General features: G+C 69.7%; 15 protein-coding genes. 13 read left to right on the top strand and 2 right to left on the bottom strand.

The window, feature by feature from the left end; all coding sequences use genetic code 11:
- The first annotated feature begins 14 nt into the window (after positions 1-14).
- From LPH33_RS19945 to LPH33_RS19910, 8 genes are all read left to right on the top strand, one after another.
- Complete coding sequence (locus tag LPH33_RS19945) at positions 15-944, top strand: hypothetical protein (protein ID WP_229565611.1); 930 nt, start codon at positions 15-17, stop codon at positions 942-944.
- Positions 945-973: 29 nt separating this feature from the next.
- Positions 974-1,633 carry a hypothetical protein gene (locus tag LPH33_RS19940; RefSeq protein ID WP_006553002.1) on the top strand — a complete coding sequence of 220 codons (660 nt, stop codon included), beginning with the start codon at positions 974-976 and terminating at the stop codon, positions 1,631-1,633.
- 54 nt (positions 1,634-1,687) lie between these two features.
- On the top strand, positions 1,688-2,470 hold the full coding sequence (locus LPH33_RS19935; protein WP_229565609.1) for an SDR family NAD(P)-dependent oxidoreductase: 783 nt from the start codon (positions 1,688-1,690) through the stop codon (positions 2,468-2,470).
- Positions 2,471-2,654: 184 nt separating this feature from the next.
- Positions 2,655-3,242 (top strand): LemA family protein, encoded by a 588-nt coding sequence (locus LPH33_RS19930; RefSeq protein WP_060650839.1) that lies wholly within the window; start codon positions 2,655-2,657, stop codon positions 3,240-3,242.
- Positions 3,243-3,328: 86 nt separating this feature from the next.
- Positions 3,329-3,868: an orotate phosphoribosyltransferase gene (pyrE, locus tag LPH33_RS19925; RefSeq protein ID WP_059384645.1), complete on the top strand. Its 540-nt coding sequence runs from the start codon at positions 3,329-3,331 to the stop codon at positions 3,866-3,868.
- Between the two features lie 4 nt (positions 3,869-3,872).
- On the top strand, positions 3,873-4,988 hold the full coding sequence (gene galT, locus LPH33_RS19920) for a galactose-1-phosphate uridylyltransferase (protein ID WP_229565606.1): 1,116 nt from the start codon (positions 3,873-3,875) through the stop codon (positions 4,986-4,988).
- A complete protein-coding gene (gene galK, locus LPH33_RS19915) occupies positions 4,985-6,106 on the top strand; it encodes a galactokinase (protein ID WP_229565605.1) in 1,122 nt (373 codons plus the stop codon). Before galT ends, galK begins: the two co-directional genes overlap by 4 nt.
- Before the next feature lie 40 nt (positions 6,107-6,146).
- Positions 6,147-6,875, top strand: a complete 729-nt coding sequence (locus tag LPH33_RS19910) for a lysoplasmalogenase family protein (protein ID WP_060650496.1) — start codon at positions 6,147-6,149, stop codon at positions 6,873-6,875.
- Here the strand turns inward: LPH33_RS19910 and LPH33_RS19905 are convergent.
- Positions 6,866-7,306, bottom strand: a complete 441-nt coding sequence (locus LPH33_RS19905) for a hypothetical protein (protein ID WP_019291044.1) — start codon at positions 7,304-7,306, stop codon at positions 6,866-6,868. The genes LPH33_RS19910 and LPH33_RS19905 overlap by 10 nt on opposite strands.
- Positions 7,307-7,373: 67 nt before the next feature.
- Here LPH33_RS19905 and LPH33_RS19900 point away from each other — a divergent pair, with 67 nt between their 5' ends.
- The 4 genes from LPH33_RS19900 (at position 7,374) to LPH33_RS19885 (ending at position 10,730) form a co-directional block, all read left to right on the top strand.
- The gene (locus tag LPH33_RS19900) at positions 7,374-8,156 is read left to right on the top strand and encodes an SDR family oxidoreductase (protein WP_229565603.1); all 783 of its coding nucleotides are present in this window, start codon (positions 7,374-7,376) and stop codon (positions 8,154-8,156) included.
- 59 nt (positions 8,157-8,215) lie between these two features.
- On the top strand, positions 8,216-8,824 hold the full coding sequence (locus LPH33_RS19895) for a hypothetical protein (protein ID WP_229568414.1): 609 nt from the start codon (positions 8,216-8,218) through the stop codon (positions 8,822-8,824).
- Between the two features lie 2 nt (positions 8,825-8,826).
- Positions 8,827-9,510 carry a TrmH family RNA methyltransferase gene (locus LPH33_RS19890; protein ID WP_060650499.1) on the top strand — a complete coding sequence of 228 codons (684 nt, stop codon included), beginning with the start codon at positions 8,827-8,829 and terminating at the stop codon, positions 9,508-9,510.
- A gap of 77 nt (positions 9,511-9,587) precedes the next feature.
- Complete coding sequence (locus tag LPH33_RS19885) at positions 9,588-10,730, top strand: glycoside hydrolase family 76 protein (protein WP_060650840.1); 1,143 nt, start codon at positions 9,588-9,590, stop codon at positions 10,728-10,730.
- Positions 10,731-10,802: 72 nt separating this feature from the next.
- Here LPH33_RS19885 and LPH33_RS19880 read toward each other — a convergent pair whose 3' ends face one another.
- The gene (locus tag LPH33_RS19880) at positions 10,803-11,501 is read right to left on the bottom strand and encodes a VTT domain-containing protein (RefSeq protein WP_153008322.1); all 699 of its coding nucleotides are present in this window, start codon (positions 11,499-11,501) and stop codon (positions 10,803-10,805) included.
- A 210-nt stretch (positions 11,502-11,711) separates the two neighbouring features.
- Between LPH33_RS19880 and fbaA the strand changes: the two genes are divergently transcribed.
- Positions 11,712-12,746 carry a class II fructose-bisphosphate aldolase gene (gene fbaA / locus LPH33_RS19875; RefSeq protein WP_060650500.1) on the top strand — a complete coding sequence of 345 codons (1,035 nt, stop codon included), beginning with the start codon at positions 11,712-11,714 and terminating at the stop codon, positions 12,744-12,746.
- Positions 12,747-12,816 lie beyond the last annotated feature (70 nt).

Here is a 12,816-nt window from a genome sequence, read left to right as displayed (position 1 = left end):
CTCTGGAAGGCGTTATGACGAATCCCCAGGATCCGCGCACCCCGCAGGAACGGGCCTACGCACTCGACGAGTCGTCGAACGGGACGGACGACGACGCGACCCGCGTGCTGCACACCGACGACCCGACCGAGGCGTACGGGCGGCCGGTCACCAACCCGACGGTCGCGTACACCCGCTACGAGCAGTGGGGCGCGCAGGGGAGCGAGTACCAGCCCACCCAGGCCTATCCGTCCCCACAGGGGCCTTCGTCGCAACAGGGTCCTCCGTCGCAACAGCCGTATCCGCCTCGGTCGGGCTACCCGCCCCCGCACGGCTATCAGCCCACACAGGTGCTCCCCGGATACGACCCCGGTAACCCGCAGACGGCGATGAACCCGGGACCGGGAACGCGGGGGCACGGAATCCCCGGGCAGCCGCCCACGGGTCCGGTGCCCGGCGCGGATGCCGGGAAACCGCGCGGCCCGCGCTGGGGACTGATCGCGCTCGCCGCGGTGGTCCTCATCGCGCTCGGCGGCACCATCGGGTTCCTGCTCAGCCGGCCCGACGACTCCACTTCGCGGGTCGCGTCGGATCGCGCCCCGGCCACCGTCGCGCCCCCGCCGACGGCGACTCTCCCGCCGGCACCCGAACCGACCACACCGGGACTGCCGCTCGACCGGATCCCGGGCGGCCTCGGCGAGGTCATGGGCGACGCGGGCGCGGTCGTGGGCACGATCACCGCCAACGACGGCGGCAGCATCACCCTCGGCGTCATCGGTGGTTCGACGGTCACCGTCGTCCTCACCCCCGACACCGAGATCATCACCCTGACCGGCAACACCGCCGACAGCCTCGAGGTCGGAGCGACCGCCGTGGCGACCGGCAGTGCCGTCGAGCAGGGACGGATGACCGCCGAGACCGTCGTCAGCGCGTCCCTCCCATCCTTCGGTGGTTCGGGCCGCTGACCCGCTAGGCTGACTCGACGATGACTGTCATGTGGTTCTCTCTGGCCGCGGTCGCACTGCTGGGTGCGGTCGCGCTGCTCTACGTCGACCGGACGCGGCGGGAACAGTCGGGTCGTATCCGGGAGATCTGGGCCAAGGCGCAGGGCTACAAGTACACCTCCGCCGAGGACCACCTGCCGTCCACCTGGCACCGCGCGGCGCTCGCCAAGCAGGAATATCTCGGCGCGATCGACATCGTCCGCGGGGTTCGCCGCGGCGAGGAGTTCGTCCTGTTCGACATCGAGGAGACCGCGACGATCATCGCGGTCCGGCGCAAGGTCGGCTCCGACGTCGACATCGACCTGCGGCTCAAGTCGACGCCGCCGCCGAAGGACCCCGACATGAACCTGCTCGGTTCGATCGGGCCGCGCATCGTCTTCGCCACCGACCTCGAGATCGCACGACGCGTGTGCGACCAGCGGATGGTCGCGTTCACCGAGTCCATCCCCGACCACGTGCAGATGCTGTGGAGCGAAGGCGAGTGGACACTCGGCTCGATCCCCGTCGGCAGCTCCGGCCGCGAATGGGACTCGGCCATCGAGACCGTCGCGCGTCTGTCGGGCATCCTCCACGTGTTGCCGCCCGTCGTCGAACCCGAGGAACTCGACCGAGGTTCGCAGGATCCGGGTCGTCCCTCCGCTCGCCACTGAGCGGGGCTTTCCGAGAGGTGGTCGCGCACGCCGCGTGTGGTTAGTGTGGCGGCCATGACTTCCGCCCGTCCCGTTGCGCTCGTGACCGGCCCCACCTCGGGAATCGGTGCGGGTTTCGCCCGCACCCTCGCGAGTCGCGGTTACGACCTCGTGCTCGTCGCCCGCACCCGTCCCGCCCTCAACGAACTCGCCGCCGAGCTGAAGCAGAAGTTCGGGGCGGCATCGGAGATCATCGTCGCCGACCTGGCAAGTGCCGACGGTCGCGATCTCGTCGTCGAACGCCTCGGCCGCGGCGTCGACATGCTCGTCAACAACGCCGGCTTCGGCACGACGGGCGAGTTCTGGACCGCCGACCCGGCGCTGCTGCAGGCGCAGCTCGACGTCAATGTCACCTCGGTCGTCGCGTTCACCCGCGCCGCGCTCCCATCGATGAACGAGGCGGGCCGGGGCGACATCGTCAACGTCGCGAGCGTGGCCGGGCTGCTGCCCGGGCGCGGTTCCACCTACTCCGGCAGCAAGGCCTACGTCGTGTCGTTCACCGAAGGACTGGCCGGTGGCCTCGCCGGCACGGGCGTGCGGGTGCAGGCACTGTGCCCCGGCTTCGTGCGCACCGAGTTCCATCGGCGTGCCGGGATCGACATGTCGTCCACCCCGAACCTGATGTGGCTCGACGTCGACCAGGTGGTGCGCACCTCGCTCGCCGACCTCGACAAGGGGAAGGTCCGCAGCATCCCCGGGCTGCAGTACAAGGTGCTCGCCACGGCGGGACGACTGGTGCCGCAGAACCTCGTGCGGAAGCTGACCAACACCTTCGGCAACGGTCGCGGCCGCACCTGATCGGCTGCGGCCGCGACAGCACCCGATCGCCACGGACGAACTGACGGCGGGCGTTGCCAGATCACGGTACGGATACACCGCGCAGGACACGCCGGGTGCAGTCTTCGACGCGATTCGTGCGCTCGGTACATTTCTGCGCGTGACGTCTGTGGCTGTGGTGCTCTGTGTTGCTGTCGTGGTTGCGGTGGTGCTGTGGTTGCGCGCAGGCGTGCGCCGTCTTCGGACGTTGCAGCAACGCCACCGGGAGAGCCTGCGCCTGCTCCTCCACGAACTCGACGACCGCTACGATCTCGTGCCCGCGCTCATCGCGGCGTCGGCCGGTGCCGGCGTCGAACGTGAGCGCATCCGGCCCGTCGTCGGCGCCCGCTCGCTCGCCATCGGCGTGCGCGACCAGCGTCTCGGCCTGACCGAACGCGCCGGTGCCGAGAACGCGTTGTCCGCGACGCTGCACGAGCTGATCGGTGGACTCGAAGGGGTCAACCACTGGCCGTTCATCCGGGTCGCCCGGGAACTGCAGACCCGCGAGCAGCGCATCGCCGGCGCCGTCCGCGTACACAACGACCTCGGCAGCACCCTGAACACCGCGGTCGGCCGATTCCCCACCTCGCTGTTCGCGAAGCTCGCGGCCGTCGGACCGGTCGTGCTGTTCGAGGCGCCCGCGCCCGTCGCCGCATCCGAGCCGGCCCGCAGGCCCGAGACCGTCGATGCGAAGGTTGTCGAGAGCGACGTCCGGTCGGAGTCCGAGGCGACCTCCGACACCGTCGCTGCCTGACCTGCGACCCGCAGCGACTAGGCTCGTTCCCCGACACGAGCGCGACCGCACCGGCGTCGCGCCGCCGAACGACGGGTGAGGACGCAATGAGTGACCGCGACGAACTGGCAGCACTGGTACGCGAGCTGGCGGTGGTGCACGGCCGCGTGACCCTGTCGTCCGGTAAGGAAGCCGACTACTACGTCGACCTGCGCCGCGCGACCCTGCACCACGAGGCCGGCCCCCTCATCGGCAAGCTCCTGCGCGAACTCGTCTCCGACTGGGACTTCGACGCCGTCGGCGGCCTGACCATGGGTGCCGACCCCGTCGCTCTCGCCGTCATGCACGCCCCCGGCCGGCCCATCGACGCCTTCGTCGTCCGCAAGGCCGCCAAGGCCCACGGCATGCAGCGGCAGATCGAGGGACCGGACGTCACCGGCAAGCGTGTGCTCGTCGTCGAGGACACCACCACCACCGGCAACTCGCCCCTCACCGCCGTCAAGGCGCTGCGCGAGGCCGGCGCGATCGTCGTGGGTGTCGCAACCGTCGTCGACCGCGCGACCGGCGCCGACGAGGTCATCGCCGCCGAAGGCGTCGAGTACCGTTCCCTACTCGGCCTCGCCGACCTGGGTCTGGACGACAAGTAGCCGCGTGGGGACGCGGGTCCGGCAGACCGTCACGCATCTCGCGGACGGCCGGGAACTGATCTACTTCGACGACACCGAGCCGTTCGTCTCCGGTGCCGCGACCCGCGACCTCCACGACCGCCGCGACCTGCCGCCGGTTGCGGCGACCTCCGAGATGCGCCGCGACCCGCTGACGGGGGAGTGGGTCACCTTCGCGGCCCACCGCATGGACCGCACCTTCCTGCCGTCGGCCGTCGACTGCCCGCTGTGTCCGAGCAGGGCCGACGCGTGCACCGAGATCCCGGCCGACGACTACGACGTCGTCGTGTTCGAGAACCGTTTCCCGTCGCTCGGGGCGCCCTCGGCCGGTGAGGATCTCGTCGACGACGAGGGTCTGTGGCCGCGGCGACCGGCGACTGGCCGCTGCGAGGTCGTCGCGTTCACCCCCGACCACGACGCCCGGTTCGCCGACCTCTCCGTGCCCCGGGCGCGCACCGTCATCGATGCGCTCGCCGCCCGCACCGCCGCGTTGTCGCAGTTGCCGGATGTCGAGCAGGTCTTCTGCTTCGAGAACCGCGGCGTGGAAATCGGTGTGACACTGCAGCATCCGCACGGACAGATCTACGCCTACCCGTTCGTCCCGCCGCGCCCGCAGGCCCTGCTCGACCGCGCCCGCGAGCATCGCCTGCGGACCGGCAGGTCGCTGCAGGGCGACATCCTCGACGCCGAACGACGCGTCGGCACCAGGCTCGTGTTCTCCGGCGACGCGTGGTCTGCATACGTTCCCGCCGCGGCACGCTGGCCCGTCGAGCTGCACCTCGTTCCGCACCGCGACATCCCCGATCTCGCCGCCCTCGACGAGCACGAACGCGACGAACTCGCCGGCATCCAGCGCGACCTGCTCGGCCGCGTCGACCGGTTCTTCCCCGGTGTCGACCGCGCCCCCTACATCGCCGCCTGGCACCAGGCACCGGTCGGTGCACCTCCCGGGGACGTGCGACTGTTCTGCCAGATCTTCTCGTTGCGGCGGGCCCCGGACAAGCTGAAATATCTCGCCGGATCCGAATCTGCGATGGGCGCGTGGATCAGCGACACCACCCCCGAACGGATCGCCGAACGCCTGCGTGAGGTGGCGCCATGACACTCGCAGAGACCGCCCGCGCACTGTTCGCGGCCGAGTTCGGCACCGAACCCGAGGGCTGCTGGTGCGCTCCCGGGCGCGTCAATCTCATCGGCGAGCACGTCGACTACGCCGGGGGTCTGTGCCTGCCGATGGCGATCCCGCAGGTCACCGTCGTCGCGGTGCGTCGCCGCTCCGATCATCTGCTGCGCGTGCGCAGTTCCGGTTTCGACGACGTCGACCTCGATCTGCGCGACCGGCACGTCGACGGCTGGGGCGCTTACGTCGCCGGCGTGATCTGGACGCTCGACGCGCCGGGATTGACCGGTGCGGACATCGCGGTCGCGTCGGACGTGCCCGTCGGAGCGGGACTCTCGTCGTCCGCAGCGCTCGAGACGTCGGTCGCGGTAGCGCTCGCCGACCTGTGCGGGCTGCCTCTCGACGACGACGGTCGTGATCGGCTCGCCGCGGCGTGCGTGCGCGCGGAGAACGACTACGCCGGTGCTCCCACCGGTGGGCTCGACCAGCGGATCGCCCTCCACGCACGTCCCGGCCACGCGCTGCTCCTCGACTTCGCCGACGGCAGCAGCGAACACATCCCGTTCGACGCGGAAGCCCGCGGGCTGACGGTGCTGGTCGTCGACACCGGCACCGGACACGAGCTCGCCGACGGGCAGTACGGACAGCGCCGCCGTGAGGTCGAGGACGTCACCCGGCTCCTCGGTGTGGAGAGCCTGCGCGACGCCTCGTCGGCGGACCCGATCGACGATCCCGTCCTGCGTCGCCGCGCCCGGCACGTGATCGACGAGATCGCCCGCGTTCAGGAGGCTGCGGAGTTGTTGCGGGCAGGGCGGATCCGGGATCTCGGACCCCTGCTCGATGCGTCGCACCGCTCGTTGCGCGACGACTTCGAGGTCAGCTGCCTCGAGCTCGACACCGCCGTCGACGCGGCCGTCGCTGCCGGCGCACTCGGCGCCCGGATGGTGGGCGGCGGTTTCGGCGGTTCGGCGATCGCGCTGTGCGAGGACAATCGCGTGGACTCGGTGCGGCAGGCCGTCGCCGACGCCGCTGCGCAGCGCGACCTGCCGGCGCCGACCTTCCTGCGCGCCACGGCGTCCGGCGGTGCGCGCCGCTGCTGACGCTTGCGGGATGATCGATGCAGCCGGGTACTGTGCGCGCATGGGTTGGTTCAGTCGCAAGAGGTGGGGCGTCGAGCACGCGGTGTTCGCGGCGGCGTCGGCCGCCACCGTGGTCGGGGGAGTGTCGGGGAACGAGAAGCTGCAGCAGATCGCCAAACCGCTCATCGCACCGGCACTCGCCGTGCGGGTGTTGCGCCGCTCCCGCGACACCGATCGCGCCGACACCGCCCTGCTGGTCGCGGGTCTCGCAGCCGCCACCCTCGGTGACATCGCGATGATCCGCTCCGACGAGGACCGCCGGATCCTGAACGGTGCAGCCTGTTTCGGCGTCATGCAGACCGCCTACTCGAGCATCCTCGTCCGGCGCGGTGCGCGGGTCTCGAAGCCGGTCGCGGTGCAGCGTGCCGGTGCGTTGGCCGGTGCGGCCGGTCTGCTCGCCGCCCGCAACCGCTCGGTGGCCGCGCCGCTGACCGGATACGGCGCCCTGCTCGCCACCACTGCGACCCTTGCCGGAGACCCCGCCCTCGCGCCCGGTGCGCGCGTGCGCGCGGGACTGGTCGTGCCGGGTGCCGACAGGCGCAGTTGGCTCGGTCTCGGCGGCCTGACCTTCACGCTGTCCGACGGATTGATCGTGGTGCGCCGCACCCTGCTGAAGGACGAGAAGACGCGCGCGGCGGCGGAAGGGTTCGTGCTCGCCACCTACGCCGCGGCCCAGCTGCTGCTCGTGGAAGGGCTCCTCGCTCTCACGAGCCGGGAGAGTCAGGGATAGAGGACGATCCGGTCGCGGTCGAGCGGGTCCACCCAGATGCTCACGACCTCCCCGGGCGCGTAGCGCTGCAGGTTGCGACGGTCGACCTCGTAGACGACCGTGCCGCGATAGGACTCCGAGCCGGGCACCGTGAGCTCGAGATCGAGCCGCGTCAGTTGACCGGTCGAGGTCAGATCGAGCGGGGTCGCGGAACGGATGGTCGCCCATCCCTCGTAACCCTCGCGTTCGATGCGGCGCATGACCTTCGAGCGGCGACCCGCGAGCGCCATCGACAGGCCGAGCACGGTGCCGTACAGGCAGACGAGGAAGACCACCTGGAAGCCCTCGGTGCCGGGTTCGGAGATCGGCAGGAACAGGTGCATCCACAACGCGAGAACGACGACATATCCCACGGTGACGAACGCGACGGTGGCAACGATACGACGATTCACAGCTCCTCCGATCCCAGCCTATCCCCGCTGCGCGCCGTCGGCTCCCGCCCGTGATTAGGGTGATGCCATGTCCGCTCCCAGCGTGGTGATCACCGGAGCCGCCGCCGGTATCGGCCGCTCCACAGCCCTGCTCTTCGCCCGTCACGGTTACCGCGTCGGTGCCTTCGACATCGACACCGCGGGGCTCGCGAGCCTCGCCGAGGAGGGCGCCTCGATCACCGCGGGGCGGATCGTCACCGGTGCCCTCGACGTCACCGACACCCCCGCGTGGACCCGCGTACTCGAGGAGTTCTGCACCGACTGCCGGCTCGACGTCCTCGTCAACAACGCCGGGCTGCTGTCGTCCGGACCGTTCGAGGACACCCCGGCGAGCCGGCACCGCCAGATCGTCGACGTCAACGTCACCGGTGTCGTCCTCGGCTGCCACGCGGCCTTCCCGTATCTCCGCGACACCCCCGGCGCGCACATCGTGAACATGTGCTCGGCGTCGGCGCTCTACGGACAGCCCGAGCTCGCCACCTACAGCGCCACCAAGTTCGCGGTGCGCGGCTTGACCGAAGCACTCGAACTCGAGTGGGCCCGCCACGACATCAAGGTGCAGGCGTTGTGGCCGCTGTTCGTCGACACGAACATGGTCGACGGGATGGACATCGGCTCGCGACGCTCCCTGGGCGTGAACCTCGGCGCCGACGACGTCGCCCGCGCGGTGTTCGACGCGACCCGCCCCACGCGGCGCTCGGGACGGGTGCATCGGCCCGTGGGCCGGCAGGCGACCGTGCTCGCCACGCTCGCCCAGGTGTCGCCCGGATGGATGAATCGCCTGGTCAACCGGCGCCTGACCGGCCACTGACACCGCTCGATAGAGTGACACCCGCATGTCGTCGGGAAGGGTGTTGCGTGAGAATTCGGATGTGGCCGGTCGCAGTCGTCGCGGGTGCGGCACTGTTCGTCGCAGGATGCGGAGGCTCCGCGGACGGGCCGGAGGCCGACTCCGGAGCGACGTCGACGACGACCTCGGCGGCTGCCTCGACGACCTCGTCCACGACGATCGCTCCGAGTACCACCGAAGAGACGACCCCGTCGACGACCGAATCGGCAGCTGAGCCGGAGACCTCCCCGGAGGAACCCGCTCCGCTCGCGCAGGTCGAGTACCAGCGCAACGAGTCGTACTACTTCAGCAGCCCCGATGGCACCTTCGAATGCGGCATCGTCCGGCTGCCCACCCGCACCGAGGCGGGCTGCGAAGGACCGACCGATCCGATCCCGCCGCGACCCGAGGACTGCATGGTCAACTGGGGACTCGGCATCCGCGTGCAGGACTCCGGTGAAGGGGAGTTCGTGTGCTCCGGCGGACCGGTCTACCTCTCGCCCGACGGGGCGAGCCCCGCCCTGCCGCCAGGGTCGTCGCTGTCGCAGCTCGGCTACACGTGCGCCACCACCGCAGCCGACGTGACCTGTACCAACGACGCCACCGGCCACGGTTTCCGCGTCGCAGCAGGTTCGAACGAGACGTTCTGACGGTGACCGACACGCATTCCGAACCGGCCGTCGAGGACGCGGGCCCCACCGAGTGGGGTGAGCACCCGCACGGCGTCGGCCCGTGGATCGAGGAGTTCGGCACCGAGCCGCCCACCGATCCGCGCTACGACGCCGAGCTGCTCGCCCACGGCGACCGGCGCAACGTCGTCGACGCCTACCGCTACTGGACCCGCGAGGCGATCGTCGCGGACATCGACCGTCGCCGGCACCCGCTGCACGTCGCCATCGAGAACTTCGCCCACGACGCGAACATCGGGACGGTCGTACGCACCGCCAACGCGTTCGCCGTGGGCACGGTGCACATCGTCGGACGACGCCGATGGAACCGGCGCGGAGCGATGGTCACCGACCGCTACCAGCACCTGCTCCACCACTCGGATGTCGACGCGCTCGTCGCGTGGGCGGCCGAACAGGACCTCGAGATCGTCGCGGTGGACAACACCCCCGGCTCGGTCCGGTTGGAGACGGCGACCCTGCCGCGCCGCTGCCTGCTGCTGTTCGGGCAGGAGGGGCCCGGCGTCACCGAAGCGGCCCGCAACGTCGCCTCGATGACGGTCTCCATCGCCCAGTTCGGCTCCACGCGGTCCATCAACGCGGGTGTCGCCGCGGGGATCGCGATGCACGCGTGGATCCGGCAGCACGCCGATTTCTCGGACGCCTGGTAACACCTGCCCCGCATTCCGGGATGAAAGTCGCGCGGACCGTCGTCGGGGCGGCCGCCGGTCGGGCAGTGTGGAGGGTGATGAACACCGCAGCAGGACAGCGTTCGGACGGAGTCGAGGCCGCCCGGTGGTCGGAGCGGGCCGACGCCGCGGAGGGTGCGATCGTGTCGCGGCACATCCGTCGTCTCTGGGCCCTCCCCGGCACCGCGCTCGGGGTGGTCGGATGGCCCGCCGTCCGACGTGAGCGGCTGTTCCTCTCCTGGCACTACTGGTGGCAGGCGCACCTGATCGACACCGCCGTCGACGCCGCCGAGCGCGACGCCACCCCGCGTCGCCGGCGCCGCGTCGTGCGGCTCGCGCGCACCCACCGCATCCGCAACCTCACCGGCTGGACCAACAACTACTACGACGACATGGCGTGGCTCGGCCTGTCGCTCGAACGGGCCGAACGGCATCTCTACGTCGACCACCGCGGCGCGATCGCGACCCTCGTCGACGAGCTCGTCGACGCCTGGCAACCCGAGAGCGGCGGCGGCATCCCGTGGCGCCGGCGGGACACCTTCTTCAACGCCCCCGCGAACGGTCCGGCGGCGCTGCTGCTCGCCCGCACCGGCAAGGTCTACCGCGCCGAGGAGATGGCCGACTGGATCCACGACGTGCTGCTCGACCCCGAAACGGGTCTCGTCCTGGACGGCATCCGCGACGGCGTACACGAACGCGCGATCTACAGCTACTGCCAGGGTGTGACGCTCGGCCTCGAGACCGAACTCGCCCTGCAACTCGACGACCCCCGGCACCGCCGCAGGGTCCACGCGCTCGTCGCCGCGGTCGACGATCACCTCACCGAGCGCAGCGTCGTCACCGGCGGGGGAGGCGGTGACGGAGGACTGTTCAACGGGATCCTGGCCCGCTACCTCGCGATGGTCGCCACGACACTGCCCGTCGTCGACGGCGACGACATCCGTGCCCGCAACGTCGCGGCACGCATCGTGCTGGCGTCGGCGGAGGCCGCCTGGGAGAACCGGCTGCAGGTCGAGGAGCTGCCGGTCTTCGGTCGCGATTGGTCGAAGCAGGCGCGGCTACCGGGCCTGGGCACCTCGGTCGCGCGGTTCGCGGGCGGCACCGTCCGCGAGTCGGCCGTCGCCGAACGCGACATGTCGGTGCAGCTCGGCGGGTGGATGCTCATGGAAGCTGCCTACGCTGTCGCCGCCTCGCGGTCATGAAACGGGAGAAGGTGGATTCCGACCCGTTCGTTCGACGGGCGGAATCCACCTTCTGCGGTGTGAGGACCGTTCCTACTTGGACTCGATGCGGTTGATCGGCATCGTCGCGGCTTCTGTCTCGGCGGCCGGCGCCTCACCGTTCTTGGCCGCGCGACGCGAGCTGAGCACGCGCTTGCCGACCTCGGTGATGATCGGGATCACCGAAACGAACACGATGCCCAGGAAGATGATGTCGATGTTGTCGGCGATGAAGGTGATCTGTCCCAGCAGGTAGCCGAGCAGCGTCACACCCGAACCCCACACGATGCCGCCGAGGACGTTGTAGGTGATGAACACGCGGTAGGGCATCTTCGCGGCGCCCGCCACGAGCGGGGCGTAGGTGCGCACGATCGGCACGAAACGTGCCAGGAAGATCATCGCGGGACCGTGACGCAGGAAGAACTGGTGCGCCTCGTCGATGTAGGCCTGCTTGAAGAGCTTCGCGTCGGGCTTGAACAGCCTGGTGCCGCCCCTCGCACCGATGAGGTAACCGACCTGGTCGCCGAGGACGGCCGCGATCGGGATCGTCACCATCAGCACCCACAGCGGGGCGAACGGCTCGACCTCCGCCGACTTGGCCGCTGCGATCAGGCCCGCGGTGAACAGCAGTGAATCACCGGGGAGCAGCGGGAACAGCAGTCCGGACTCGATGAACACCACGAGCAGCAGCCCGATGAGCATCCAGGTTCCGAACGAATTGAGCAGATTGACCGGATCCAGAAACCCCGGCATCAGGGCCAGATTGGTCACGGACTCCGAGGCTTCGAACACAGTCACGCGGTCCAGGGTACCGGCGGGGTCCACCTCTCCCCGAATCCCGACACCCACCCGGGACGGCCCGAGTATCGAACGGACGTGTCACTTGACATACTGCAAGGACAACCGGGCACCCACCACATCCCGGTGGGGTGCCGATCGACTCTCATCTGGAGGACAGCCGCTGTGCCTATCGCGACTCCCGAGGTCTACGCCGAGATGATCGCCCGCGCGAAGGAGCACTCCTTCGCGTTCCCGGCCATCAACTGCACCTCGTCCGAAACGATCAACGCCGCCATCAAGGGCTTTGCGGACGCCGGCAGCGACGGCATCATCCAGTTCTCGACCGGTGGCGCCGAGTTCGGCTCGGGTCTGGGTGTGAAGGACATGGTCACCGGTGCCGTGGCACTCGCCGAGTTCGCTCACGTCGTCGCCGAGAAGTACGACGTGACGATCGCTCTGCACACCGACCACTGCCCGAAGGACAAGCTCGACGGCTTCGTCCGTCCGCTCATCGCGATCTCGCAGGAGCGCGTGAACAACGGACAGAACCCGCTGTTCCAGTCGCACATGTGGGACGGCTCGGCCATCCCGATCGACGAGAACCTCGAGATCGCGCAGGAACTTCTCGCCGCCGCCAAGGCCGCGAAGATCATCCTCGAGATCGAGATCGGCGTCGTCGGCGGTGAAGAGGACGGCGTCGAGAACGCCATCAACGACAAGCTCTACACCACGGTCGAGGACTTCGAGAAGACCGTCGACGCGCTCGGCGCCGACAAGGGCCAGTACCTGCTCGCCGCGACCTTCGGCAACGTCCACGGCGTCTACAAGCCGGGCAACGTCAAGCTCAAGCCGTCCGTCCTTGCCGAGGGCCAGGCTGCCGCGTCGAAGAAGCTGGGGCTGCCCGAGGGTTCGAAGCCGTTCGATCTCGTCTTCCACGGCGGCTCGGGCTCGCTGAAGTCGGAGATCGACGAGGCGCTGAGCTACGGCGTCGTGAAGATGAACGTCGACACCGACACGCAGTACGCGTTCACCCGCCCGATCGCGGCACACATGTTCACCAATTACGACGGTGTGCTCAAGATCGACGGCGAGGTCGGCAACAAGAAGACCTACGATCCGCGCAGCTACCTCAAGAAGGCCGAGGCGTCCATGACGCAGCGTGTCATCGAGGCCTGCAACGACCTCAAGTCGGCGGGACGCTCGGTCTCGGCCAAGTAGGGCTCACCGATACCCGAAGGGCGCCGACGTTCTCGTCGGCGCCCTTCGTCGTCCCTACGGTGTGCAGAAA

Source organism: Rhodococcus sp. RDE2 (genome assembly GCF_020885655.1).
Lineage (GTDB): Bacteria > Actinomycetota > Actinomycetes > Mycobacteriales > Mycobacteriaceae > Rhodococcus > Rhodococcus pyridinivorans.
This window is presented reverse-complemented; position numbering and strand designations above follow the sequence as displayed.